Here is a 25,400-nt window from a genome sequence, read left to right on the forward strand (position 1 = left end):
GACCCTCAGGCGGTCCACGCGACGTCTGGTAGCGATCTCACAGATCAACGAGCAATCCACAAGAAGGTGACACAAACCCTGCCTCAAGGGATGATGCCGCTCGCCCGGCAGCAGCCTGGCGGCCCGTGCCACGATGGGTCGGTGAGTGAGTCCACGACGTCCATGGCGCCTCTGCCCGGGGGTCACTCCGGCCGCACCTTCGTCGCCGACGCAGGCGGCGAGCAGGTCGTCGTACGGATCTACCCGCCCGGTGAGTGGCGCGGGGCCGCGGCGCCGGAGGTCGACCGGTCCGTGCTGGGGCTGGTCCGCGGCCTGGTGCCCGTGCCGGACGTTCTGGAGGTACGCCGTCCGGTTGCCGAGGAGAACGTCCCGGGGCTGCTGGTGACGTCCTTCCTGGCGGGCGAGCGCGGCGACCTCGCCGTCGACCGCCTGCTGGCAGCCGGTGACTCGGAGGGGTTGGCCCGCCTCGGCCGGTCGCTGGGCGGCGTGGCGGCCGCGCTCGCCGGGATGCCCCAGCTGCGACCCGGTCCGTTCGTCGACGCCGAGCTGCGGCTGGGACGCTTCCCCGCCGACGACCTGCTCGAGTGGGCGGCCAGCCGCCTGCACGGGTGGTCGCACGCGCGGCTGGATGCCCTGTCCGACGTCTGCGGACCCGCGCAGGACCTGCTGGACGAGGTGGGGCGTGCCAGCCTCGTCCACGGCGACCTCAACCCGAAGAACGTCCTCGTCACCCCCGAGACCCTCGAGGTCACCGCGGTGCTCGACTGGGAGTACGCCCACGCCGGCCACCCGTGGACGGACCTCGGGAACCTGCTCCGCTTCGAGCGCCACCCGGCGTACGTCGCCGCGGTCCTCGACGCCTGGGTCGCGGTGCGCGGGGGAGACCCGGACGTCGTCCTGGAGGGCGCCCGCGCCGCTGATCTCTGGTCCCTCGTGGACCTCGCCTCACGGGCGGGGGAGAACCCGGTGGCGGACCGCGCCGAGACGCTGCTCCTGGCCATCGCGGAGACCGCTGACGTGCACGCGTGGCCGTTCGGCCGCTGAGCGTGCCGTGAGCGTGAGGTGAGCGTGGCGCGAGGGGGCCTGCCCGGTTGGACGTGCGCGGTCGCAGGCGCGTACTCTTGTGTGCTGCGCCAGACGTCTGCCCGGTTTCCGTACCGAGCGAACCCCGGCTCGCCGAGCTCTCGTCAGTGACACGTCACCGTCGTGGCCCAGTGAAACAGGCTTTGCGCGCGTCCGCACGACTCCATCCATCCAAGGAAATTCCTTCCATATGACGAGCACGCTCTCCACTCTTCCGGACTACGACGCGCCCCAGGTCGCGATCAACGACATCGGGTCCGAAGAGGACTTCCTCGCGGCAATCGACGCGACCATCAAGTACTTCAACGACGGCGACATCGTCGAGGGCACCATCGTCAAGGTGGACCGCGACGAGGTCCTCCTCGACATCGGCTACAAGACCGAGGGCGTCATCCCCTCGCGCGAGCTGTCGATCAAGCACGACGTCGACCCCAACGAGGTCGTTTCCGTGGGCGACAAGGTCGAGGCCCTGGTCCTCCAGAAGGAGGACAAGGAAGGCCGTCTGATCCTGTCCAAGAAGCGTGCTCAGTACGAGCGTGCCTGGGGCACCATCGAGCAGGTCAAGGAGGAGGACGGCGTCGTCGAGGGCACCGTCATCGAGGTCGTCAAGGGCGGCCTCATCATCGACATCGGCCTGCGCGGCTTCCTGCCCGCCTCGCTCGTGGAGATGCGTCGCGTCCGCGACCTGCAGCCCTACGTCGGTCAGGTCCTCGAGGCCAAGATCATCGAGCTCGACAAGAACCGCAACAACGTGGTCCTGTCGCGCCGTGCCTGGCTCGAGCAGACCCAGTCCGAGGTGCGTCACGGCTTCCTCACCCAGCTCCAGAAGGGCCAGATCCGCAAGGGTGTCGTGTCCTCGATCGTCAACTTCGGTGCCTTCGTGGACCTCGGTGGCGTCGACGGCCTGGTCCACGTCTCCGAGCTGTCGTGGAAGCACATCGACCACCCGTCCGAGGTCGTCGCCGTGGGCGACGAGGTCACCGTCGAGGTCCTCGACGTGGACATGGACCGCGAGCGTGTCTCCCTGTCGCTGAAGGCGACGCAGGAGGACCCGTGGCAGCACTTCGCCCGCACCCACCAGATCGGCCAGATCGTGCCGGGCAAGGTCACCAAGCTGGTGCCCTTCGGCTCGTTCGTCCGCGTCGAGGAGGGCATCGAGGGCCTGGTGCACATCTCCGAGCTCGCCGAGCGTCACGTCGAGATCCCCGAGCAGGTCGTCCAGGTCAACGACGACGTGATGGTCAAGATCATCGACATCGACCTCGAGCGTCGCCGGATCTCGCTGTCGCTCAAGCAGGCCAACGAGACCGCTGCCGCCGCTGACGTGGAGGAGTTCGACCCCACGCTCTACGGCATGACTGCGACCTACGACGAGCAGGGCAACTACGTCTACCCCGAGGGCTTCGACCCCGAGACGGGGGAGTGGCTCGAGGGCTTCGACGAGCAGCGTGCGGTCTGGGAGGACCAGTACGCCAAGGCGCACGCGCGCTGGGAGCAGCACGTCAAGCAGCAGGCGGACGCCAAGGTCGCCGAGGCCGAGGCCGGCGAGGCCACGTCCTACTCCTCGGGTGGCGACGTCGTCGAGGGTGGCGAGTCCGGTGGCGACACCGGCGGCTCGCTGGCCTCCGACGAGGCGCTGCAGGCGCTCCGCGAGAAGCTCACGGGTGGCCAGGCCTGATCGGCTGACCCCCTGATCCGAACGCACAGCACGACGGCCCGCCGGGGATCCCCGGCGGGCCGTCGTCGTGCGTGGGGTAGAACTGCGGCATGACAGGACACGGGCGTACGGCACTCGTCCTCGGCGGCGGCGGGATCACGGGCATCGCGTGGGAGATCGGCATCATCGCCGGCCTCGCCGAGGCGGGGGTCGACCTCACTGACGCAGACATCGTGGTGGGAACGTCTGCGGGCTCGGTCGTCGGCGCGCAGGTCGCGAACGACGTACCCCCCGCCGACCTCTACGCCGCACAGCTCGAGCCGCCCGACGCCGAGCTGGGTGGTCGGTTGTCGCGCATCGCCGCGCTCAAGCTCGCACCGCCCTACCTCCTGCCCGGCAGCGGTCGCGACAAGCTGGCCCGGGTTGGCCGCGTCGCGCGCGCAGCCCACGAGCCCGGGAGCGTCGATCGCGAGGGCGTGATCCGCTCCCGGCTGCCCGTCCACGCCTGGCCCGATCGCGACCTGCGCATCACCGCCGTCGACGCGGAGAGCGGTGAGTTCACCGTCTTCACCGCCGACTCCGGGGTCGACCTCGTCTCGGCGGTGGCGGCCAGCTGCGCCGTGCCGACGGTGTGGCCGCCGGTCGAGATCGGTGGCCGGTCCTACATGGACGGCGGGATGCGCTCGACCGCCAACGTCGACGTGGCCCGCGACGTCGAGCGGGTGGTCGTGCTGGCGCCGCTGCCGAGGTCGCTGAGCAAGAAGACGTCCATCCGGGCGCAGCTCGAGCGCGTGGCCCCGCGGGAGTGGTCGGTGGTGACGCCCGATCCCGAGGCGCTGGCAGCCTTCGGGCGCAACCTGCTCGACCCGGCGAAGCGCAAGGACGCCGCCGAGGCCGGGCTGCGCCAGTCGCGCGGTCTGGTCGACGAGATCCGCCACGTGTGGACGGCCTGAGCCTGCGCGGACCCCGGCTCCGCCGCGTCAGCCGGAGAGGTCGGCCAGTGCGTCGCGGCGTACCTTGCCGGTCGCGGTCATCGGCAGCTCGGTGACGGTGACGTAGTCCTTGGGCCGCTTGGCGGGTGCGAGCACCCGGCGCGCGTGAGCGGCGAGGTCGTCGGGCGAGGCGGTGCCGACGACGGCGGCGCACACCCGCTGGCCCCACCGCTCGTCGGCGACGCCGTACACCGCGACGTCCTCGACCCCGCGGTGCTCGCGCAGTGCGTTCTCGACCTCGAGGGGATAGACGTTGACCCCGCCGGAGATGATCAGGTCGGTACGCCGCCCGTCGAGGTGGACGTAGCCGTCGGGGTCGATCCGGCCGACGTCGCCGACGGTGAAGGCCGGCCCGGAAGGCGTGTCCCGCCATGCTGCGGCGGTCTGCTCGGGGGCACCGAGGTAGGTGAACCGGGCGTGGGACGGCACCGCGCACCAGATCCGCCCGTCCTCGTCGGTGGTCAGCGCGCGACCCGGGCGGGCCCGCCCGACGGTGCCGGGTCGGGTGAGCCACTCCTCGGACCGGCACGCGGTGAACTGGCCCTCGGTCGAGCCGTAGAACTCCCACGTGGAGCCGTCGGGGAACAGCTCGACGAGGCGGTGCTTGACCACGGCCGGGCACGGCGCGCCGGCGTGCGCGACGAGCCGGAAGGACGACAGGTCGGGTACGCCGACCTGGTCCCAGTGCGCGAAGAGCCGCTGCAGGTGCGTCGGGACGCAGAACATCGTCGTGGGGCGAGCGGCCTCGATGGCGGCGGTCACGGCCGCCGGGTCGAACTTCCCGGGCACCTCGATCCGGCCGCCGGCGAGCAGCGTCCCCATGGCGAAGCGCAGGGGTGCGGAGTGGTGCAGTGGACTGAGGACGAGGTTGACGTCGGACGCCTCGAACCCCCAGAGGTCGCGCTCCTCCGCCACGAGCGCCGAGGCCTCTGCGTCGTCCAGCAGGCCGGACCAGACGCCCTTGGGCGTGCCGGTGGTCCCGCTCGTGCAGTGGATGGGGCGCCCGCGGGGGAGTGACCTCCGACGGTCCGCGCGCCCGGCCAGGAGCATGTCGACCTGCTCCTGCGAGGTGACGACGAGGTCGGGCTCGATCGGGGCGAGGATCCGCTCGCGCTCGGACTGGGTGAGGGCGGGGTCGAGCGGCACGGGGAAGATCCCGTCGGCCAGCAGCGCGAGCACCAGGTCGACGTGCGCCGGCGAGCCGGGCACGAGCAGGGCGACCCGCGAGCCCTCGCCCAGCCCTGCGTCGCCCATGCCCGCATTGTGCCGGGTCGCCCCGGGACCTCCGGTCGGGGGGAGCAGCGATACCCGTGGCAGGAATCGCACCGTCAGTTGAGTTCCTGCCATAGGCGGTGCATGCTGGCGCCATGAAGAAGGTCGCCGTCCTGGTGCAGGGCCAGCCAGAGCCGTTCGGGCTGGGAGCGCTGTGCGAGGTCTGGGCCGAGCCCTACCACCCCGAGGACGACAACCCGGTCTTCGACTTCGTCGTCGTCACGCCCGAGCCCGGCAGGCTCCGTACGCGGGCCGGCTTCGACCTGGTGGTCGAGCACGGGTTGGAGGAGGCGGCCGACGCCGACCTGGTCTGCCTCGCGCCCAAGGGCAACTACCTCGAGACGTCCCCGGAGGTCTCCCAGCTGCTCCGGGACACCCACGACCGGGGCGCGATGCTCTTCGCGCACTGCTCGGCGACCTTCATGCTGGCGCAGGCCGGCCTCCTCGACGGCCGTCGCTGCACCACGCACTGGCGCTACGCCGCCGAGCTGGCCGAGCGCCACCCGGAGGCGATCGTCGACCGCGACGTACTCTACGTGCAGGACGGGTCGATCGTCACCGGCGCGGGCTCGGCGGCCGCGCTCGATGCGGCGCTGCACGTGATGCGCCAGCAGTTCGGCGCCAAGGTGGCCGCGACCACCGCTCGACGGATGGTCGTGCCGCCGCACCGCGACGGCGGGCAGGCGCAGTTCATCGCCCGACCGGTCCCGGTCTGCGAGTCCGAGGCGCTCGCGCCGCTGCTGGCCTGGATCAGCGAGCACCTGTCCGAGGACCTCGACGTCGAGACGCTGGCGCGCCAGGTGCACATGTCGGCGCGCACCTTCGCCCGCCGCTTCAAGGAGGAGACCGGGACGACGCCCTACAGCTGGATCCTCGGCGAGCGGGTGCGCGCGGCGCAGGAGCTGCTCGAGCAGACCGACCACCCGGTGGACTGGGTCGCCGGTGAGGTCGGGTTCGGCAACGCCGCCACGCTGCGTCACCACTTCGGTCGCTCGCGCGGGGTCAGCCCGCAGGAGTACCGGCGTACGTTCCGGCTGACCGCCTGAGGCCGTCGTCGGGCGGCGTGCGTCCCGATCCGTGGCTCCACCCCTGAGGGCGCAGGACGGTCCTCGGTAGCCTTGCCCGCGTGACCGCGACTGCGCTGACCGACCTGTCCGCCGACGACCTGGCCGCCCTGCTCGAGCAGCAGCGCGCCGCCTACGAGGAGCTGAAGGCGCGCGGGCTGAAGCTCGACCTCACGCGCGGCAAGCCCTCGTCGCAGCAGCTCGACCTCTCCGACGCGCTGCTGCACCTGCCGACCTCGACGAAGGACGCGGCCGGGGTCGACGTACGCAACTACGGCGGGCTCGAGGGCCTGCGCGAGCTGCGCGAGATGTTCGCCGAGCTGCTCTGGGTCGAGCCCGACCAGCTCGTGGCGGGCGGCAACTCGAGCCTCACGGTCATGCGTGACTGCCTCGTCTACCTGATGCTGTTCGGCGGCGTCGACTCCGAGCGGCCGTGGAGCCGGGAGGAGAAGGTGCGCTTCGTGTGCCCGGTGCCGGGCTACGACCGCCACTTCACCCTGCTGGAGAGCCTCGGCATCGAGATGGTGACCGTGCCCATGCACGACGACGGCCCCGATGTCGACGCCGTCGCCGCGCTGGTCGCGGACGACCCGAGCATCAAGGGCATGTGGATCGTGCCGACGTACGCCAACCCGACGGGCGCAGTCGTGAGCCAGGACGTCGCCGCGCGCCTGGCGGCGATGCCGGCCGCAGCGCCGGACTTCAAGATCTTCTGGGACAACGCCTACGCGCTGCACCACCTGACCGAGGACGAGGCGAAGAGCGCCGACATCCTCACCCTGGCGTCGGCCGCGGGGCACCCGCACCGCCCGATCATGTTCGCCTCGACGTCCAAGATCACCTACGCCGGCGCGGGCGTGGCGTTCCTGGCGGCGTCCACCGCCAACGTCGCGTGGTACCTCGGCCACCTCGGCAACGGCTCGATCGGACCGGACAAGGTCAACCACCTGCGACACGTCGAGTTCTTCGGCTCGCCGCAGGGCGTGCGCGAGCACATGGGCAAGCACCGCGAGATCATCGCGCCGAAGTTCGCCGAGGTGGACCGGGTGCTGACCGAGCGCCTCGGCGGGCGCGGTGTGGCCACCTGGAACAAGCCGGCCGGCGGCTACTTCGTCAACCTCGACGTCGTGCCGGGCACCGCGTCACGCGTGGTTGCGCTGGCCAAGGAGGCGGGCATCGCGCTCACGCCCGCGGGCTCGTCCTTCCCGTACAAGCAGGACCCGGACGACACCAACATCCGCCTCGCGCCGACGATGCCGCCGCTCGCGGAGGTCACCGAGGCGATGGAGGCCGTCGCCACCTGCGTGCTGCTCGCCGCCGCCGAGAAGGCGTCCGCCTGAACCAGGCTCAGGCGGCGGCGTGCTCGCGCTCGAGGCCGCCGCGCACCAGCTCGGCGTAGCGCCCACCGCGGAGCAGCAGCTCCTCGTGGGTGCCGACCTCGACGACGCGCCCGTCGTTGAGCACGGCGATCTGGTCGGCGTCGCGGACGGTCGAGAGGCGGTGCGCGATCGTGATGGTGGTGCGGGTGGCAGCCACGGCCGCGAACGTCTCGAGGATGGCCCGCTCGGTCTCGTTGTCCAGTGCGCTGGTGGCCTCGTCGAGGACCAGGACCGCCGGGTCGCGCAGGAGCGTACGCGCGATCGCCAGGCGCTGCTGCTCGCCGCCGGAGAAGCGGTGGCCGCGGGAGCCCACGAGGGTGTCGTAGCCGTCGGGGAGCGACGCCACGAGGTCGTGGATGCGGGCCCGGCGGCAGGCGTCCTCGATCTCGGCGTCGGTGGCGTCGGGCCGGGCGTGGCGCAGGTTGTCGCGCACGCTGGCGTGCCTCAGGTAGGTCTCCTGCGTCACGACGCCCACGAGCTCGGCGAGGTCGGCCGAGGCCAGGTCGCGGACGTCGATCCCGTCGACGGTGACGCTCCCGGTCGTCACGTCGCGCAGGCGCGGGACGAGGGAGGCCAGGGTCGACTTGCCGCTGCCGGTCTCGCCCACCAGCGCCAGCGTGGTGCCGGCCGGGACGACGAGGTCGATGTCGGTGAGCACCGGCCGGTCGGGGTCGTAGCCGAAGCCGACGCCCGCGAACCGCACCTCGCCGCGGGCCGAGGCGCGCTCGAGCGGGGTCGGGTCGGACGCCTCGAGGAGGTCGACCGGCAGGTCGGCGTACTCGAAGATGCGGCTGAAGAGTGCCATCGAGGCGGTGAGATCGACCCCGACGTTCAGCAGGCCCATCAGCGGGCGGAACAGGTTGCCCTGGAGGGCGATGAAGGCCACCAGGGTGCCGATGGTCATCCCGCCCGACGTCGCGGGCAGGCCGGCGGCGAGGTAGATCGCGGCCGGCACGGCGGCGAAGACGACGTTCATCGTCGCCATCCGCCAGCGGCCGGCGAGCCGGGAGCGGATCTCCAGCCCGACGAGGTCGGAGGAGGTCTCGTCGAACCTCGCGGTCAGTCGCGGTGACGCGCCGAGGGTCTTGGACAGGAGCATGCCGCTCACGGAGAGGCCCTCCTCGATCTGGACGTGGAGGTCGGCCAGGCGACGCTGCCGCTCGCCGGTGATGCGGTGGCGCATCCGGGCCACCTGCCGGGTGAGCAGCACGGCCGGCGGCAGGACCACCAGCGAGATGAGCGCGAGCCGCCAGCTGAGGGCGACCATCGCGACCGCCGTGCCCGCCACGACGGTGACGTTGGCGGCGATCGAGGTCGCGGTCTGGGTCACGACCCCCTGCATGCTGCCGATGTCGTTGACCAGGCGCGACTGCACCTCGCCCCCGCGGGTGCGGGTGAAGAAGTCGAGCGACTGGCGCTGCAGGTGGGCGAAGAGGTCGCTGCGCAGGCGGTGCATCACCTGCTGGCCGACGGAGGTCGAGAGCCAGGTCTGCACGACGCCGATCGCGGCGGTCGCGATCGCGACGGCGAGCATCGCGCCGACCAGGAGCAGCAGGAGGCGTACGTCCTGGCGCGGCAGCGCCTCGTCGATGACGTGGCGCACGAGGAAGGGCTGGGCCAGCGAGACGGTGGAGCTCAGCACGATCAGGGCCACGACGACGGTGAGCGTCGAGCGGTGGGGTGCGAAGAGGCGGGCCACGCGCCGCAGCGAGACGGGGGAGTCCGCGAGCTGCCGCACGTCGGCGGGGTCGGGCCGCCCGCCGCGGCGGGAGCGGCTCGAGGGGGAGTCGGACCGGGATCCGGGTCGGGAGAGGTCATCCATGGGACCAGCTCCTCTCTGGGACGAGGGCTATGTGAGGTAACCTCACTATGAGGTCACAACCGGACAGGATGCGGAGATATTCCATGGAGCTCCAGCGGCGCCCACACCCGCACCCGGGGTCGCAGGAGCACACCGGCGACCTCGTCATGGCCCTCGCGCGACGGGTGCGGCGTGCCTACGCCGACGCGCTCGCCGAGTGGCACGTCACCCCGGCTCAGTCCCGGGCACTCCGCGTGCTCGACTCCGCTCCCGGGGGCATGCGTCCCTCGACGCTCGCCGAGGAGCTGCGCATCGCCCCGCGGTCGGCCACCGAGGTGGTCGACGCCCTCGAGCACCACGGCTGGCTGCGACGCGCGGCCGACCCCAGCGACCGGAGGGCCACCACGCTCACCCTCACCGACTCCGGCCGCGACCTCGTCGGACGGATCGAGCAGGTGCGCCTCGAGGCGTCCGAGCGGGTCCTGGACGTGCTGACGCCGGCGCAGCGTCGTACGCTCCACGAGATGCTGACCGTCGTCGTGGGGGAGGACCAGTGACCGTCCGGGTGGGACTGACCGGGGGCATCGCCTCCGGCAAGAGCACGGTGTCGGCGATCCTCGTCGAGCTCGGCGCCGTGGTGATCGACGCCGACGCGATCGCGCGCGAGGTGGTCGCGCTGGGCACACCGGGGCTGGAGGCCGTGGTGGCCGAGTTCGGTCCCGGCCTGCTGACGCCCGGGGGAGACCTCGACCGTCCGGCCATGGGTGCCCTGGTCTTCGCCGACCCGGACGCCCGCAAGCGCCTCGAGGCGATCATCCACCCCCTCGTGCACCGGCGCAGCGCCGAGCTCGAGGCCGCAGCCGGCGCCGACGCGGTGGTGGTCCACGACATCCCGCTGCTGGCCGAGGTCGGCCGGGCCGGGTCGTTCGACGCCGTGATCGTGGTGGACGCACCCACCGAGGTACAGGTGGCGCGCATGGTCGGCGACCGAGGGTGGACCAAGGAGGACGCCGAGTCGCGCATCGCCGCCCAGGCCTCACGGGAGGACCGACGGGCGATCGCGAGCCACGTCATCGACAACACCGGCTCGCTCGAGGACCTGCGCCGCCGCGTGGAGGACGTGTACGCCGAGCTGGCCGCGCGGGCCTGACGTTTCCGGTTCGCGCGGGTGCGGCCGGTACCCTCCACGCGTGCTTCCGATCCGACCCCGACTGGCCGCGATCGCGACGGGTGTCCTGCTCGTGAGCGGCTGTGCCGGCCTCAGCCCGACGTCCGACGACGCGGCGCCCGCGACCTCCGCGCCGTCGTCATCCGCCCCGTCCGGCGCCGCCTCGCCAGAGGCTGGGGCCGCGGAGGCCGAGGACCCGGACGCCCCGACCTCCTGGGGACCCACCGTGGGCGAGCTCGATGCGGCCCGCGAGCTCGTCAGCACCTGGACCCCCGAACAGCTCGCCGGCGGTGTGATCGTGGGTCGTTTCCACGGCACCGATCCGGCGGAGCCGGCGCGGATGGTGCGCGACCTCCACCTCGCGGGGGTCTCGGTCACCGGGGCCAACGTCGCCGACCTCGACCAGGTGCGGGCCATGACCGCCGGCATCGCGAAGGCGGCGGCCGACGACGGCCGTGACTTCCCGCCCGTGATCGGCGTGGACCAGGAGGGAGGCTACGTCTCCCACCTGCGGGGCATTGCCACTGAGTTCCCGCACTTCGCCTCCGCCGGCCAGGCCATCGCTGCGGATCCCAAGGAGGGGCGGCGGGCGACCCGGGTGGCCGCGCTGACCACGGCCCTCGAGCTGCGCGGCCTCGGCTTCACCTGGGTGTTCGCGCCCGTCGCCGACGTGACGATCGGCGCCGCCGACCCGACGATCGGCGCTCGCTCCCCGTCGACGGACCCGGAGCTCGCGGCCGACGCCGTCGCTGCTGCGATCAAGGGCTACGACGCCGCCGGCATCGTGTCGACCGTGAAGCACTTCCCTGGTCACGGGACGGCAACCAGCGACAGCCACGACACCCTTCCCGTCGTGGACTCGCCCCTCGGGGAGATCGAGTCGCACGACCTGCCGCCCTTCGAGGCCGCGATCGACAAGGCAGCCCCCGCCGTGATGTTGAGCCACCTCGACCTCACCGCCATCGCACCAGGCGTTCCGGCCAGCATGGCTCCCGAGGTCTACGACCTGCTGCGCGACGACCTCGGCTTCGAGGGAGTGGCCATCACCGACTCGCTCGGCATGGGTGCGGTCGGTGGTCGGCCGACGCCCGCCCTCCAGGCGCTGGAGGCGGGCGCCGACCTGCTGCTGATGCCGGTCGAGACGGCAACGACGCACCAGATCGTCACCGACGCGATCAACGCAGGCGACGTCTCGCGCGAGCGGGTCGAGGAGGCAGCGGCCCGCGTGGTCGCGCTCCAGGTGTGGCAGGCACGCGTGGCAGCACAGCGGCCCGTGCCCGCCGACGTGGTCGAACGGGCACGGGCCGCGAGTGCGGACCTGTTGTCCGCGGCGTACTAGTCGATCAGGCGGCGTCGCGGTCTGAGGGTGCGTGCCTGGCAAGGCGGACGCGCGACGACGGCCTTTGAGCGGAGCGGGCCTTCGAGCGCGGAGAACGCAGCCAGGTGTGTGCGATCAGGCCGCGAGGTCCGGGTCGCCGGCGCGGCGGAGCTTCTGCAGCGCCTCTCGCTCGAGCTGGCGGACCCGCTCGGCGGAGATGCCGTGGCGCGCGCCGATGTCGGCGAGCTTGTGCTGGCGTCCGTCGGCCAGGCCGTAGCGCGCCCGCACGATGTCGGCCGAGCGCTCGTCCAGGATCCCCACAAGGTCCTCGAGCCGCTGGCGTGCCTCGACGTCCAGGAAGTTGAGGTCCGGACCCGGCGCGGTCTCCTGGGCCATCAGGTCGCCCAGCGAGGTGTCGCCGTCCTCGTCGACGGGGGTGTCGAGCGAGACGTGGTCGCGACCCCAGCTCATCAGGTCGAGCACCCGGTCGAGCTCCATCCCGAGCTCGGTGGCGATCTCCTGCGGCTCCGGGTCGCGGCCGAGCTGGCGCTCCAGCGTGCGACGCGCGCTGCCGACCTGGTTGAGCTCCTCGACCACGTGGACGGGGAGGCGGACGACGCGGGCCTGCTGGGCGATGCCGCGGGTGATGGCCTGGCGCACCCACCAGGTGGCGTACGTCGAGAACTTGTAGCCCTTGGTGTAGTCGAACTTCTCCACGGCGCGGATCAGTCCGGTATTGCCCTCCTGGATCAGGTCGAGCATCGGCATCTGGGAGCGGCCGTACTTGCGGGCGATGGAGACGACGAGCCGGAGGTTGGCCTCGATGAAGCGGTCCACCGCGAGGCGGCCCTGCTCGGCGAGCCACTCGAGCTCCTCCTCGTTGGCGCTCATCGGAGCACCACCCTTGCGGCGACCGATGCGACCGGTGTCGAGGAGGTGCTGGGCCAGCAGGCCCGCCTCGATGGTCTTGGACAGCTCGACCTCGGTCTCGGCGTCGAGGAGCGGGGTGCGAGCGATCTCGTCGAGGTAGAGGCCGACGCTGTCGCGGCCCTCGATCTCACGCGTGGTGGTGGTGCGCTTGGCCTGTGCAGTGCTCATCTGGTCCTCCTGCTCCTCGTGCGGCCACCCCTGTGTCGCACGTCTGATCCAACGCCTGTGTCCGTTGCGGGATTCCCGAACGGATTGCTCGGTGCCTTCACCAGATGTGACGCGCCAGTGGCTGCCGGAATTCCACGATTCCGGAACTCTCAGGGACTTCTCAGGGGTTCCCCTCCCCACGGGAATCATGCGCGGACCGCGCGAGTACGGGCGGACCACCGCTGTGGATGAGTGCGCCGTGCCTGTGGAGAGCGCGCCGACATCTGTGGGCAACCCTGTGGGACCGAGGGTTTGTCGGGGCAAGGTCTTGCGGAGTGGTGCTGGCGGGCATAGAACTCTCCCTACCGGTGCCGCTTCGGCGGGGCCGGGGATCGCATCGGACGATCAGTCCCACCCGGCGAGCGTGCTCGCCGCGCAGACCCGGTGGCGGGGTCGGCGGGGACCGGGATGCCGGTGCGGTGGTCCGGACGCCACCACCGCCGGACACATCGAGGGGCTCCCGATGCTCATACCATCTGGAGCCCCTCAACCTGTGTGCCCCTCGAGGCTGCCCGACCCGGCCGGCGGCGCGCAACCCGCGACCGGTGAACACCCGGCGACGGCTCGGTCCTCGGCTCAGTCCTCGGCGGGCGGTTCGAGCCGGCGCAGCGCCGGGTCGTCGTCGCGGAAGCTGCGGACCGGACCCGGGGGAGTGTGGGCGGTCTCGAAGCGGACGGTGACCACGCCGGAGCCCGATCCCCAGACCCAGCCCTGGCCCATCTCGTCGTGCACGACGTCCGCGCCGGGCGGCCAGGTGCGTCGCGGTGGCTCGGGCAGCACCACCGCCTCGGCCTCGTCCTCGTCCGGAGTGGAGCCGAACAGGTCCTCCTGCACCCAGTCGGCCAGCCCCGAGACCCCGACGCCGAGGAGCCGCACGCCCCCCGTGGTGTCGAGGTCGGCGAGCAGCGACCGGGCGATGCGGGCGATCGTCGCGCCGTCATCGGTGGGGCTGGACAGCGTGCTGGAGCGGCTGAGGGTGGTGAAGTCGTGCAGGCGCACCTTGATCGTCACGGTGCGACCGGAGAAGCCGTTCTTCCGCATCCGGGCGCCCACGTCGCGCGCCTGGCGGGTGAGCAGGCCCTCCATGACCCGGCGGTCGTTGAGGTCGGTGTCGTAGGTGCCCTCGACGCTGATCGACTTCGTCTCCCGCTCGGCCAGGACCGGCCGCGGGTCGCGGGCGCGCGCCAGCTGCCACAGTCCGTGTCCCTGCGCCTGGCCGAGCAGGCGTACGAGCTCGTCCTCCTCGACCGCCTCGAGCTCGGCGATCGTGTGGATCCCCGCACGCCGCAACCGCTCGGCGGTCGCCGGTCCCACGCCCGGGATCACGGTGACCTTCATCGGCCGCAGCAGCTCCAGCTCGGTGCCCGGCGGCACCACCGTCATCCCGTCCGGCTTGTCGAGCTCGCTGGCGACCTTGGCGAGGAACTTGGACGAGGCGATGCCCACCGTCGCGGTCAGGCCACCGGTCACCTCGTGCACGCGCTGGCGCAGCCGCTCGCCCGCCGCGGTCACGGTGGACACCTCGAGGTCGGGCAGGCCGGCGGCGGCCAGGTCGACGAAGGCCTCGTCGAGCGACAGCGGCTCGACGAGGGGGGAGAGCTCGCGCAGCACCTGCATGACGCGGGTGCTGGTCTCGCGGTAGGCGTGGAAGCGGCCGCTGAGGAACGCTGCGTGCGGGCACCGCGCGCGCGCCTCGCGCCCGGACATCGCCGACCCGACGCCGAAGGTGCGTGCCTCGTACGACGCCGTGGCCACGACGCCGCGCCCACCGGTCCCGCCGACGATCACCGGCTTCCCGCGCAGCGACGGCTTGTCGCGCTGCTCGACGGCGGCGAAGAACGCGTCGAGGTCCAGGTGCAGGACCGAGGCGGTCGAACGCATCAGCCGCGCGTCGTCTGTCCGGTCACCGCTGCATCCTCTCAGGGACTCGTCCACGGTGCTCAGGTGGCGGGTCGTGGGCCACGAACCATCCACAGGCGGGCACTGGGACCGGTTCTCCACAGGGTCGGAGCCGGGCGGGCATGGAGGGTCGGTGGACGCGGGAAGCGTCCTGGTCATGGATACAGCCGACAGCACCTCGTCCCCGTCCGCCCCTGCCTCTGCCGACCGCGGCTCGCCGCCCCCGACGCTCCTGCGGGCACGCACCCCCGCCGACATCGCCGCCTTCGTCCCTCTCGCCCTCGGGTTCGTGCCCGAGCACTCCGTGGTGATGGTGAGCACCGGGGCACCCGGCGGGATGCAGGCCCGCGTCGACCTGCCGCACGACCCGGACGACGTGGACGACGTCGTCGAGGCACTCCTGCGCCCGGCTCGCCGCCACGGCGTGCGGGAGGTCGTCGTCGTGGTCTACGACGAGGACACGACCGTGGCCGACGAGGCCGCGTGGGCGATCCACGAGGAGTTCACCGCGGCCGGCGTCGAGGTGCGGGAGGTGCTGCGGGTCCACGACGACCACTGGTACGCCGTCCTGCCGGGCGCGCCGCTCGCGGCCTACCGCGGCGTGCCGTTCGAGCTGGCCGAGCACCCGTTCACGGCCCAGGCGGTCTTCGACGGGCGCGTCACCCACGCCAGCCGCGAGGCCCTGCGCGCGACGATCGGCCTCGACCCCGTCCTCGCCCGTGAGGTCGAGGACGAGATCCGCTCTGCCGCGACCCTGCCGGTCGGTGCGCTGGGGACGCTGGTGCGCCGGCACCTGGCAGCCGGCACCAGGTTCACCCACGCCGAGCTGGCGGCCGTTGCGGTGACCGTCACGGCCGGCTCGCTCCGCGACGAGGCATGGGCGGGGCTCGGACGCACCGACGCACGTGCCGCCGTCGAGCTGTGGTCCGACGCCCTGCGCCGCCTGCCGGCGAGCCACGTCGCCGCCCCCGCAGCCGTGCTGGCCTTCGCGGCCTGGCTCGCAGGGGACGGCGCGTTGGCGTGGTGCGCGGTCGACCGCTGCCACGACGTCGATCCCGACCACTCCCTGGCCGGACTGGTCGCCCAGCTGCTCGAGTCCGCCACGTCGCCCGACGACTGGGAGCTGCTGCGACCCCGGCTCGGTGGGACCGCGGATCCGGCCGCCTGATCACCCGGCGTGGACCAGCCCTCGGGACGGTTCCCGCGGTGTGCCCACGACACTAGGGTTCGGGCATGGGTGAAGAGGTCGACCAGCAGGAGTTCAGTCGCGCCGACCGGACGCGGCACCGCGAGAAGGTGCGCCGCAACCTCGACGTCTTCGCGCGCATGCTGCGCGAGGCGCGCTTCGACACCGACGACCCGATGACCGGGCTCGAGATGGAGCTCAACCTCATCGACGATGCCGGTGACCCGGCGCTGAAGAACGCCGAGGTGCTCGAGGCGATCGCCGACCCCGACTTCCAGACCGAGCTCGGCCAGTTCAACATCGAGATCAACCTCGCCCCGGCCAAGCTGCGCGAGGGCGGGCTCAGCACCTTCGAGCAGAGCCTGCGCCACTCCCTCAACGACGCCGAGGAGAAGGCAGCGCAGGTCGGGGCGCACCAGGTCGCGATCGGCATCCTGCCGACGCTCGCCGAGGGCCACATGAACCGCGCCAGCCTGAGCGCCAACCCGCGCTACAACCTGCTGTCCGAGCAGATCCTGAGTGCCCGTGGGGAGGACATCACCATCAGCATCTCGGGTCGCGAGCGGCTCACCACCACCGCGGACTCGATCGTGCCGGAGGCTGCGTGCACCAGCACGCAGTTCCACGTGCAGACCTCACCCGACCAGTTCGCGGCCTACTGGAACGCCGCCCAGGCCATCGCGGGCGTGCAGCTCGCCGTCTCGGCCAACTCCCCGTTCCTGCTGGGCAAGGAGCTGTGGCGCGAGACCCGCATCCCGCTGTTCGAGCAGGCGACCGACACCCGCAGCGAGGAGCTCAAGGCGCAGGGCGTACGACCGCGCGTGTGGTTCGGCGAGCGGTGGATCACCTCGGTCTTCGACCTGTTCGAGGAGAACGTCCGCTACTTCCCGGCCTTGCTGCCGGTGACCGACGATGAGGACCCGCTCGAGGTCCTCGAGTCCGGCGGCACGCCACTGCTGCACGAGCTGCGCCTGCACAACGGCACCATCTACCGCTGGAACCGACCGGTCTACGACGTGGCGGACGGTGTCCCGCACCTGCGCGTCGAGAACCGGCTGCTCGCCGCTGGCCCGACCGTGGCCGACACCATCGCCAACGCGGCCCTGTGGTTCGGGTTGATCCGCTTCCTCGCCGAGAGCGAGCGGCCCCTGTGGTCGCAGATGTCGTTCTCCGCTGCGGAGGAGAACTTCCACGTCGCCGCCCAGATGGGCGTCGACGCCCAGGTCTACTGGCCCGGCATCGGCCAGGCGCGCGCGACCGAGCTCGTGCTGCGCCGGCTGCTGCCCATGGCGAAGGCCGGTCTCGACGCGTGGGGCGTGCCGACCGAGGAGAGCGACCGCTACCTCGGGATCATCGAGCAGCGGTGCCTGCTGGAGACCAGCGGCGCCGCGTGGTTCGTCGAGCGGGTGCGCGCACGCGGGGGAGAGGACCGCTTCGACGCCCTGCGCGCCACGCTGCTCGACTACAAGGACCGCATGCACAGCAACGAGCCCGTGCACCTCTGGGACTGAGGCGACCTCACGCCCGTCGCCGCAGGCGCCGCCACTCGCGACGTACACCGCTGACGGGGTCGAACCAGCCCCGGCGCGTCACGACGACCAGCGGCGTGTGCGTCCCGAGGGCGGACGTCGCCCAAGCGGCAGGTCCGAGCCAGCGCAGGTCCTCGTCGTGCGTCGACAGCTCACCGGGCCGGGTGAGCCAGAGGTAGGGGCGCGGGGCGAGCGCCGACGCGTGGCGCAGCAGAGCCAGCACGAGGTCGGCCCGCAGGCCCGGGTCGGCGGTGTGCGGGTCGTCGCAGTGGCGTGCGGCGCGACCGGGGACGCCGGCGTGCAGGACGGTCGGGAAGTGGCGCCGGGCCTCGGCCTCGACCAGCTCCAGGGTCGCGGCGCGGAGCACCGCGTGAGTGGCCCGGTCGATCGGGGCCTCGGTGCCAACGACGGGCCCTCCGAGACGTGCACGTGCGGACGCCATGCCCTCACCCTGCCGGAGGAGGGCGTGCGCAACGCGCCTGTCCACAGGCTGCCCAAGGCAGCCGGTTTCCGTTACGGTGCCAACAGGTCAGCGGCGTGGCGCTGCGGCCACGAGAGGAGACACCATGGGCACCGTCGTCGTCGGGTACGTCCCCAAGCCGGAGGGCGAAGCCGCCCTGTCTGCTGGCATCAGCGAGGCGAAGCTGCGTGGCAGCAAGCTCGTGGTGGTGAACTCCCACAGGGGAGGCCAGGAGTTCGACGGCACCCGGGCGCGCAGCGCGGAGGACGACATGGCAGCAGTCCGCGCCACCCTCGAGGAGGCCGGCGTCGAGCACGACATCCGCCAGCTCGTGCGCGGCTTCGAGCCCGCCGAGGACCTCATCAGCATCGCCGAGGCCAACAACGCCGAGCTGCTCGTCATCGGCCTGCGTCGCCGCTCGCCGGTCGGCAAGCTGATCCTCGGCAGCAACGCCCAGCGCGTGCTCCTCGATGCCCCCTGCCCGGTGCTGGCGGTCAAGGCCCAGTAGGTCAGCCCAGGAGGGCAACCCGGGCAGGCCCCGGCCCGGCACCTCGTCGGGCAGGATGGACCCATGGGCTTCCAGATCACCGGCGACCCCGCCGCCGACAAGGTTCTCGACGACTCCGCCTTCGCGCTGCTGGCCGGCATGATGCTCGACCAGCAGTACCCGATGGAGCATGCGTTCCGCGGCCCCGCCAAGGTGCTGGACCGCTTCGGCACGATCGCGCCCGGGGCGATCGCCGCGGCCGATCCCGACGTGTTCGCCGCGATGGCGTCGACCCCGCCGGCCATCCACCGCTTCCCGGGGTCGATGGCCTCGCGCCTGCAGGAGCTCGCCCGCATCGTCGAGGAGACCTACGGCGGTGACGCGTCCCGGTTGTGGACCGAGGCTGCCGACGGCAAGGACCTGCTCAAGCGCGTGATGGCGCTGCCGGGCTTCGGCAAGCAGAAGGCCCAGATCTTCGTGGCCCTCCTCGCCAAGCAGCTCGGCGTACGCCCCGACGGGTGGGAGGCTGCGGTCGGCGACTACGCCCTCGAGGGCCACCGCTCCGTCGCCGACGTGGTCGATGCGGACTCCCTGCAGAAGGTGCGCGACTTCAAGAAGGCGAAGAAGGCCCGGGCCGGGTCCTGACCCACCGTCGTCGGCCCCGGATCGGACCGGATGCGACGGGTCGTGGACGGCCGTGGCAGAATGACGGCGCGGCTCTTGACGTCACCGGGCCTCGCCGCGCCCCGAAGCTGTCCGACGAGAGGTGTTCGTGTCTTCACACGCACGCAAGTTGCTCCCCGCGGAGGTGCTCACGCACCCCTCCATCACCACCCTGGTCGCCGACGGCACCCCCACCGGCACCGTGTCCCCCGAGGACGTGCGTCGCGCCAGTGACGAGGCCGGTGTCGAGCCCCGCCACCTGAAGGCACTCCTCGTGCACCTGAGCGGCCTGGGGATCTCGGTCCAGGTCGACGCCGCGAGCCTGCGCGCGGTCGCTGCGACGAGCAAGCGCTCAGCCAGCACCGCCGCGGCGAAGAAGGCCCCGGCCAAGAAGGCTGCTGCGAAGGCGACGCCGGCCAAGGCCGCTGCGACCGACGCTGCGGCAGCGCCCGTCGCCGAGGTGCCCGCGAAGAAGGCGCCCGCCAAGAAGGCCGCCGCCAAGAGGGCCGCCGCCAAGAAGGCGCCCGCCAAGAAGGCTGCCCCCGACGAGGTCGTCGACCTCGGCGCGGTCGCGACCCCCGTCCTCGGGGCCGACGGCAAGAAGATCCTCCCCGACATCCCCGACGAGGTGTTCGAGAAGGATGTCGTCAAGGACCCGACGATCAAGGAGGACGAGAAGCAGGCCTTCACCGTCTCCGCGGCCGACGAGACCGATGAGCCCGAGCAGCAGGTCATGGTGGCCGGCGCCACCGCAGACCCGGTCAAGGACTACCTCAAGCAGATCGGCAAGGTCCCCCTCCTCAACGCCGAGATGGAGGTCGAGCTCGCCAAGCGCATCGAGGCCGGCCTCTTCTCCGAGGAGAAGCTCGGCAAGGGCGGGCGGATCAGCCCGAAGATGCTCGAGGAGTACGAGTGGATCGCCGAGGACGGTCGCCGTGCGAAGAACCACCTCCTCGAGGCCAACCTGCGTCTGGTCGTCTCGCTGGCCAAGCGCTACACCGGTCGCGGCATGCTCTTCCTCGACCTGATCCAGGAGGGCAACCTCGGCCTGATCCGTGCGGTCGAGAAGTTCGACTACACCAAGGGCTACAAGTTCTCGACCTACGCGACGTGGTGGATCCGCCAGGCCATCACCCGCGCGATGGCCGACCAGGCACGCACCATCCGCATCCCGGTCCACATGGTCGAGGTCATCAACAAGCTGGCCCGCGTGCAGCGGCAGATGCTGCAGGACCTGGGGCGCGAGCCCACGCCCGAGGAGCTCGCCAAGGAGCTCGACATGACCCCCGAGAAGGTCATCGAGGTCCAGAAGTACGGCCGCGAACCCATCTCGCTCCACACGCCGCTCGGCGAGGACGGCGACTCGGAGTTCGGTGATCTCATCGAGGACTCCGAGGCCATCGTCCCGGCGGACGCCGTGTCGTTCACCCTGCTCCAGGAGCAGCTCCACGCGGTGCTCGACACCCTGTCCGAGCGCGAAGCCGGCGTGGTGTCGATGCGCTTCGGCCTCACCGACGGCCAGCCCAAGACCCTCGACGAAATCGGCAAGGTCTACGGCGTGACGCGCGAGCGCATCCGCCAGATCGAGTCGAAGACCATGTCGAAGCTGCGGCACCCGAGCCGTTCGCAGGTCCTGCGCGACTACCTGGACTGATCCGCGCCATGACGGACACGCGCCGTCTCGCGAGCAGCGTCGCCCTCACGGCGGCGCTGTTCGCCATTTCGGGGTGCTCGAGCGGCGTCGTACGCCCCGCCCCGCCGCCGGCGCAGGCGAGCGTCGATCCCACGACGCCGTCCCCGAGCACCTCGGCGTCCGTGGCTCCGGAGCCCGCCGAGCCGGAGGTGGCGGTCGTGGACCCGGTGCGGGCGGGTGACCTCGACCGGACGATCGCTGTCGCAGCCGTACGCCACCTGGCCGGGGTGGTGGGGCCCCGCGAGGCGACCGGCCCCGCCTACCGGCAGGCTGCCGGCTGGGTGTCACGCCGGCTGGACCGGCTGGGCTACGACGTCGTACGCCAGCGCGTGGACGTGCCCGCCGGGGAGTCCTGGGGCATCGCGGTGCCGGCCGGCAGGTCGGTCAACGTCGTCGCGACACCGCCCGGGCTGGAGCCGGGCGACCCGCACCTGGTCGTGGGTGCGCACCTCGACACCGTCCCGCAGGCCCCGGGTGCGGAGGACAACGCCTCGGGCGTCGGCGTGCTGCTCGCGGTCGCGGAGGCGGTCGCACAGCGGCGTACGCGCCTGCCCGTCGTGCTCGTCGCCTTCGGGGCCGAGGAGCCGCGCGGGCCCAGCGACACCGACCACCACTACGGCTCGCGGCGCTACGTCGCCCTGATGGGACCGAAGGAGCGCCGGGCACTGCGCGCGATGGTCTCGCTCGACCGCGTGGGCGTGGGCGATCGCGTGCCGGTCGGCTCCGCCACCGCGTCCGACCCCGTCCAGCGCAGCCTGCTCGCCGCGGCCCGCCGCGCCGAGGTCCCCGTGGTCGCGGACCCCGAGCAGCGCAGCAGCGACCACTGGTCCTTCGTCCGTAACGGCCTGCCGGCCGCACGGCTCGGCTCCACGCCCTACGTCGGCTACCACTCGGCGGCGGACGTCCCCGAGGTCGTGTCCGCCGAGCAGCTGGAACGCGTGGGGCGACTCGTCCTGGAGTGGCTGGCGCCGAGGTAGCACCGGGTCAGCCGCCCAGCCCGGCGCAGGAGCGGAGCGAGCGGCGTTCGGCAGCGAAGGCGTCCAGGTCCTCGCCGCGGACCCGCGACGGCAGACCGTCCACGCCGATCTGCGCCGGCCACCAGGAGGAGCGCAGCACCCGGGCGCGCCTGGACCGCGTGCTGGGCGGTCGTACGGCGAGGGTGAGCACCCCGGTGCGGGCGGTCGCTGTGGTGCCGGGGGAGTACCACGCGAAGTTGCCGAGCCCGTAGGCGACGTAGCCCTGTCCGAGCCGGCCGTCGCCCTGGACGACGTGGGCGTGGCTGCCGACCACGACGTCGGCGCCTGCTCGCACGAGCCGGGTCGCGAGGTTCCGCTGGTCGGCGCTGGGGCACCGCTCGCCCTGCACGCCCCAGTGGAGGTAGGCGACCACGACGTCGGCGCGCCGGTCCGTGCGGCGGACCGTCGCCAGCAGCCGTGTCGGGTCCAGCGCGGTGGCGACGCCCGCGCGCTCGTCGGTGGCCGCCCACCGGCCGGTGGGGTCGGCGGTCGGGTCCTGGTCGGCCACGGAGGCGGCCAGGGTCGCCACGACCGTGCCGCGCACGTCGACCAACGCCGGACGGTACGCCTGGCGCGCGGTGCGCCCGATCCCGACCACGGCGAGGGCCGGCGTGGCGTCCGCGGCCCTCCTCGCCGCCCGCAGGGTGCTGGGCAGCCGGGCGCGGCCGAAGTCGAGCGCGTGGTTGTTGGCCATGCTCGCGACGTCGACCCCCGCCGCTGCGAGTGCGTCGAACGCCGCCGGCCCGGCGGAGAACGTGAACCGCTTGCCCGCCTCCGGCTGACCGCCCGTGCCCACCGACGTCTCCAGGTTCACGACCGCGACGTCAGCCGCGCGCAGTGCGGCGGCCGCGGGGGCCAGCGCCGTCGCCGGGCCCCGCAGGCGGTCCGCGAGGACGCCCTCGAAGTGGATGTCTCCCGCTACCGCGATCCGCACCGGGCGGCGTACGGGCTCGGGCGGAGGTGTCGGGGAGGGGAGCGGCGCCGAGGTGGTCGAGGAGGGCGTCGAGGTCGGTGCCACGTCGTCGGGCCCGTCCTGGGGCGTGCAGCCAGTGAGGGTGAGCACCGCGACGAGGCCTGCGGTGAGCATCGTCCGGTGGCGTACGCCCCCGGTCCGCTCGCACGCCATGGCGTCATCGTGCCACCCGGAGGCGGTCCACCCCCTCAGGTAGGTGGAGCGCGGATGGTGGTGGTGCCACAGTGGGGCCCATGAGATCTCGGACCGCCCTGACCGCCTGCTCCGCCGTCGTCCTCGCGAGCCTCGTGGCTGCGCCGGCGCACGCGGAGTTCTACAGCACGTCCGACCCGGCCGACGCGAGCGGCTCGCTCACCGACGTCCGAGCAGTGCGGGCCAAGCACGGCGCCGCCAACGTCGTGGTGAAGGTGCGCTTCCAGGACCTGACCCGCTCGAGTGCCGCGGGGTTGTCGGTCTTCGTCGACACCGATCGGGGCGAGAAGGGGGCCGAGTACGTCCTCAGCAGCGGGTTGAACGACGGCACCGACTACGTGCTCACCACCGCGAAGGGGTGGCGCGGCACCGACGAGCGGGTCGAGTGCGACTACGACGCGAAGTACGGCTGGGGCATCAAGAACTCGGTGCGGGTGCGGATCGACCGCGCTTGCCTCGAGACCCCGGCCACCGTCAGGGTGTCGGTGAAGATGGCCGACCCGACTGACGGCTCGACCCGGGTCGTCGACTGGTCGCCGGAGCGCCGTCGGTGGAGCCTGCCGATCGAGTCCGGCCTGGGAGCCTGACCGCGGTCAGCCGGCGGCGACGAGACCGACAGCGACGCCGCACAGCAGCAGCCCGAGGCCCTGGGGGCCGTGGATGCGCTCGCGCAGGACCACGGCGGCGAGGGCGATGGTGATCGCGGGATAGAGCGAGGTCACCACCGAGGCGACGGTGAGAAGCCCGGTCTGGGTCGCGAGCAGGAAGGCGACCGCGGCCGCGGAGGCCAGCAGGCCGGCCACCGCGCCCCAGGCCTGCGACCGGTGCCACGGCACCCAGCGTCCGCCCAGGGTCGTGGCGGTGAGCGCCACGCCGACCACGGCCACGGCCTGCGCCACGGCCAGGGGCGCGAAGCCGGCCTCCTCCGGCACCTGGCCCATCGCGGCGAAGAGCAGCCCGAAGCCGAGGCCCGCGAGGACGCCGTCGAGGATCCCGGCAGCGAGGTCGCCGGCACCCGGCTCGCGACTCACCAGCCAGATCCCCGGGACGGCCGCGGCGATGCCCAGCCACACGAGCAGGGCCGGGCGCTCACCGGTCGCGACCCCGACGCAGACCGGCAGCAGCGCGGCGCCGACGGCGGAGATCGGCGCGACGACGCCCATCCGGCCGGCGGCCAGCCCGCGGTAGAGGAAGGCGCCGCCAGCGCCGGAGCCGACGCCCGCCAGGGCTCCCCACCAGAGGTGGACGGTGGTCGGCACGCCGGGCGTCACCAGCACCAGGACGACTGCGCCCGCCAGGGCCGCCACCGTGCCGACGAACGCCACCGGCCACGCCGACGTACGCCTCGAGGCGATGCCGCCGACGAAGTCGGAGAGGCCGTAGGCCAGCGCCGCCGCGAGCGACAGCAGCACCGCCATCAGGTGACCACCACGCCGACGACCCACGTCGCGGCCGCCAAGGCGGCCGCCACGAGCTCGATGAGGATCGACACGCCGACCGCCCGGAGGGCGTGCTTGGTGGAGGGCCACGCGGCCGCGCCGCCCACCCGCGCGCGCTCGGCGACGTAGATGCCGAGCACGAAGCCAACGAAGAGCCCGACGACCGGGATCACGAAGAAGCCGACGAAGCCCAGCAGGGCTCCGGCGAGCAGGGTCCGGTTGGGCACCCCGGACGCCTTGAGCTGCCGACCGGGGACGAGGTACTTCACGACCGCGCCCACGACGAGGAACGTGGCGCTCACGGCGAAGACCGCCCATGCGGTCGCGGTGCCGATGTCGAGGGCCCACACGAGGACCGCCCCCAGCACGAGGACGGTCCCGGGCAGGACGGGGACGATCACGCCCACGACGCCGACGGCGATGACGAGGGCGAGGAGGATCTCGGTAGCGCTCACGTGCGTAGCCTCCCAGACGTCCATCCGGTCGGAGCCGCCCCGGGACGCAGAACGGCCCCGGAGAGCTGAGTCCGGGGCCGTTCGGGAAGTCGGTGGGTGGTCGGGTGCGGGTCAGGCCTCCGGGTTCGCAGCCGGCGTGCCGAGCTTGTGCGTCTCGTCGTGCACGGTGGCGGCGACCTCACGGAGCTTCTCGCCGTGCTCCCGGGCGTGGTGGGCGCAGAAGAGCAGCTCACCTCCGGACTGGAGCTCCACGCGGAGGTAGGCCTGGGCGCCGCAGCGGTCGCAGCGGTCACCGGCCGTCAGGACGGCCTGGGTGGGTGCGGTGGCAGTGGTCACGTCAGCCTCATTTCTTGTTCATCGGTGTCTGGCCCAACGTAGCCAGTGGGACAAAGATTCCCGCCGGCGGTGTAGATCGAGAACGGCTTTCAGTCAATCACGTCACACCTCCGCCGTGGGCGTTGTCCCCATCCGTGGACGAGCCGTTGCCGAAGTGAAACCTGGTGAGGTCACCCACGCTAGCCCTGCCGGAGCCCTCGC

24 protein-coding genes are annotated in these 25,400 nt (G+C 72.4%); 15 read left to right on the forward strand and 9 right to left on the reverse strand.

Going from position 1 to position 25,400, the window contains the following annotated elements; all coding sequences use genetic code 11:
* Positions 1–141: 141 nt before the first annotated feature.
* The 3 genes from CFI00_RS11200 (at position 142) to CFI00_RS11210 (ending at position 3,693) form a co-directional block, all read left to right on the forward strand.
* Positions 142–1,044, forward strand: coding sequence for a phosphotransferase (locus CFI00_RS11200; protein ID WP_242532796.1), 903 nt, complete (start codon positions 142–144; stop codon positions 1,042–1,044).
* A gap of 229 nt (positions 1,045–1,273) precedes the next feature.
* A complete protein-coding gene (gene rpsA, locus CFI00_RS11205) occupies positions 1,274–2,761 on the forward strand; it encodes a 30S ribosomal protein S1 (RefSeq protein ID WP_207085208.1) in 1,488 nt (495 codons plus the stop codon).
* Positions 2,762–2,850: 89 nt separating this feature from the next.
* Positions 2,851–3,693 (forward strand): patatin-like phospholipase family protein, encoded by an 843-nt coding sequence (locus CFI00_RS11210; protein ID WP_207085209.1) that lies wholly within the window; start codon positions 2,851–2,853, stop codon positions 3,691–3,693.
* Positions 3,694–3,720: 27 nt separating this feature from the next.
* On the opposite strand, the gene CFI00_RS11215 is transcribed toward CFI00_RS11210, so the two are convergent.
* Entirely contained in the window at positions 3,721–4,986 is a 1,266-nt protein-coding gene (locus tag CFI00_RS11215) for a class I adenylate-forming enzyme family protein (RefSeq protein ID WP_207085210.1), read from the reverse strand.
* A gap of 113 nt (positions 4,987–5,099) precedes the next feature.
* Here CFI00_RS11215 and CFI00_RS11220 point away from each other — a divergent pair, with 113 nt between their 5' ends.
* Together CFI00_RS11220 and CFI00_RS11225 are read left to right on the forward strand one after the other, a co-directional pair.
* The gene (locus CFI00_RS11220; protein WP_207085211.1) at positions 5,100–6,050 is read left to right on the forward strand and encodes a helix-turn-helix domain-containing protein; all 951 of its coding nucleotides are present in this window, start codon (positions 5,100–5,102) and stop codon (positions 6,048–6,050) included.
* A gap of 80 nt (positions 6,051–6,130) precedes the next feature.
* Positions 6,131–7,408, forward strand: a complete 1,278-nt coding sequence (locus CFI00_RS11225; RefSeq protein ID WP_207085212.1) for an aminotransferase class I/II-fold pyridoxal phosphate-dependent enzyme — start codon at positions 6,131–6,133, stop codon at positions 7,406–7,408.
* Between the two features lie 7 nt (positions 7,409–7,415).
* Here CFI00_RS11225 and CFI00_RS11230 read toward each other — a convergent pair whose 3' ends face one another.
* Entirely contained in the window at positions 7,416–9,269 is a 1,854-nt protein-coding gene (locus CFI00_RS11230; RefSeq protein ID WP_207085213.1) for an ABC transporter ATP-binding protein, read from the reverse strand.
* 83 nt (positions 9,270–9,352) lie between these two features.
* Here CFI00_RS11230 and CFI00_RS11235 point away from each other — a divergent pair, with 83 nt between their 5' ends.
* Genes CFI00_RS11235 through CFI00_RS11245 form a run of 3 tightly spaced genes read left to right on the forward strand, consistent with a single transcriptional unit; the run spans position 9,353 to position 11,755 of the window.
* The gene (locus CFI00_RS11235; RefSeq protein ID WP_207085214.1) at positions 9,353–9,805 is read left to right on the forward strand and encodes a MarR family transcriptional regulator; all 453 of its coding nucleotides are present in this window, start codon (positions 9,353–9,355) and stop codon (positions 9,803–9,805) included.
* On the forward strand, positions 9,802–10,398 hold the full coding sequence (gene coaE / locus CFI00_RS11240) for a dephospho-CoA kinase (protein ID WP_242532798.1): 597 nt from the start codon (positions 9,802–9,804) through the stop codon (positions 10,396–10,398). Before CFI00_RS11235 ends, coaE begins: the two co-directional genes overlap by 4 nt.
* Before the next feature lie 40 nt (positions 10,399–10,438).
* On the forward strand, positions 10,439–11,755 hold the full coding sequence (locus tag CFI00_RS11245) for a glycoside hydrolase family 3 N-terminal domain-containing protein (RefSeq protein ID WP_207085215.1): 1,317 nt from the start codon (positions 10,439–10,441) through the stop codon (positions 11,753–11,755).
* Between the two features lie 114 nt (positions 11,756–11,869).
* On the opposite strand, the gene CFI00_RS11250 is transcribed toward CFI00_RS11245, so the two are convergent.
* Entirely contained in the window at positions 11,870–12,832 is a 963-nt protein-coding gene (locus CFI00_RS11250) for a sigma-70 family RNA polymerase sigma factor (protein ID WP_207085216.1), read from the reverse strand.
* A gap of 615 nt (positions 12,833–13,447) precedes the next feature.
* Positions 13,448–14,752: a DNA polymerase IV gene (locus CFI00_RS11255; RefSeq protein WP_207085217.1), complete on the reverse strand. Its 1,305-nt coding sequence runs from the start codon at positions 14,750–14,752 to the stop codon at positions 13,448–13,450.
* Positions 14,753–14,927: 175 nt separating this feature from the next.
* On the opposite strand from CFI00_RS11255, the gene CFI00_RS11260 reads away from it, so the two are divergent.
* On the forward strand, positions 14,928–15,938 hold the full coding sequence (locus tag CFI00_RS11260; RefSeq protein ID WP_207085218.1) for a DUF4192 domain-containing protein: 1,011 nt from the start codon (positions 14,928–14,930) through the stop codon (positions 15,936–15,938).
* A gap of 65 nt (positions 15,939–16,003) precedes the next feature.
* Positions 16,004–17,467, forward strand: a complete 1,464-nt coding sequence (locus CFI00_RS11265) for a glutamate-cysteine ligase family protein (RefSeq protein ID WP_207085219.1) — start codon at positions 16,004–16,006, stop codon at positions 17,465–17,467.
* Positions 17,468–17,474: 7 nt separating this feature from the next.
* Here CFI00_RS11265 and CFI00_RS11270 read toward each other — a convergent pair whose 3' ends face one another.
* Entirely contained in the window at positions 17,475–17,927 is a 453-nt protein-coding gene (locus CFI00_RS11270; protein ID WP_207085220.1) for a hypothetical protein, read from the reverse strand.
* Positions 17,928–18,051: 124 nt separating this feature from the next.
* On the opposite strand from CFI00_RS11270, the gene CFI00_RS11275 reads away from it, so the two are divergent.
* From CFI00_RS11275 to CFI00_RS11290, 4 genes are all read left to right on the forward strand, one after another.
* On the forward strand, positions 18,052–18,453 hold the full coding sequence (locus CFI00_RS11275; protein ID WP_207085221.1) for a universal stress protein: 402 nt from the start codon (positions 18,052–18,054) through the stop codon (positions 18,451–18,453).
* Positions 18,454–18,516: 63 nt separating this feature from the next.
* A complete protein-coding gene (locus tag CFI00_RS11280) occupies positions 18,517–19,077 on the forward strand; it encodes an HhH-GPD-type base excision DNA repair protein (protein WP_207085222.1) in 561 nt (186 codons plus the stop codon).
* Positions 19,078–19,198: 121 nt separating this feature from the next.
* The gene (locus CFI00_RS23595) at positions 19,199–20,749 is read left to right on the forward strand and encodes an RNA polymerase sigma factor (protein ID WP_242532800.1); all 1,551 of its coding nucleotides are present in this window, start codon (positions 19,199–19,201) and stop codon (positions 20,747–20,749) included.
* Between the two features lie 8 nt (positions 20,750–20,757).
* The gene (locus CFI00_RS11290) at positions 20,758–21,765 is read left to right on the forward strand and encodes a M28 family metallopeptidase (RefSeq protein ID WP_207085223.1); all 1,008 of its coding nucleotides are present in this window, start codon (positions 20,758–20,760) and stop codon (positions 21,763–21,765) included.
* A gap of 7 nt (positions 21,766–21,772) precedes the next feature.
* On the opposite strand, the gene CFI00_RS11295 is transcribed toward CFI00_RS11290, so the two are convergent.
* Positions 21,773–22,930: a CapA family protein gene (locus CFI00_RS11295; RefSeq protein WP_207085224.1), complete on the reverse strand. Its 1,158-nt coding sequence runs from the start codon at positions 22,928–22,930 to the stop codon at positions 21,773–21,775.
* A gap of 80 nt (positions 22,931–23,010) precedes the next feature.
* Between CFI00_RS11295 and CFI00_RS11300 the strand changes: the two genes are divergently transcribed.
* On the forward strand, positions 23,011–23,556 hold the full coding sequence (locus CFI00_RS11300; protein ID WP_207085225.1) for a hypothetical protein: 546 nt from the start codon (positions 23,011–23,013) through the stop codon (positions 23,554–23,556).
* 6 nt (positions 23,557–23,562) lie between these two features.
* On the opposite strand, the gene CFI00_RS11305 is transcribed toward CFI00_RS11300, so the two are convergent.
* The 3 genes from CFI00_RS11305 to CFI00_RS11315 all read right to left on the reverse strand — a co-directional run bounded on the left by CFI00_RS11305 (position 23,563) and on the right by CFI00_RS11315 (position 25,199).
* Entirely contained in the window at positions 23,563–24,387 is an 825-nt protein-coding gene (locus CFI00_RS11305; RefSeq protein WP_207085226.1) for a DMT family transporter, read from the reverse strand.
* Entirely contained in the window at positions 24,387–24,863 is a 477-nt protein-coding gene (locus tag CFI00_RS11310) for a DUF456 domain-containing protein (protein WP_242532802.1), read from the reverse strand. Before CFI00_RS11310 ends, CFI00_RS11305 begins: the two co-directional genes overlap by 1 nt.
* Positions 24,864–24,974: 111 nt before the next feature.
* Positions 24,975–25,199 (reverse strand): hypothetical protein, encoded by a 225-nt coding sequence (locus CFI00_RS11315; protein WP_207085228.1) that lies wholly within the window; start codon positions 25,197–25,199, stop codon positions 24,975–24,977.
* Positions 25,200–25,400: the final 201 nt, after the last annotated feature.

Source organism: Nocardioides sp. S5 (assembly GCF_017310035.1).
In the GTDB taxonomy this organism is placed as follows: Bacteria; Actinomycetota; Actinomycetes; order Propionibacteriales; family Nocardioidaceae; genus Nocardioides.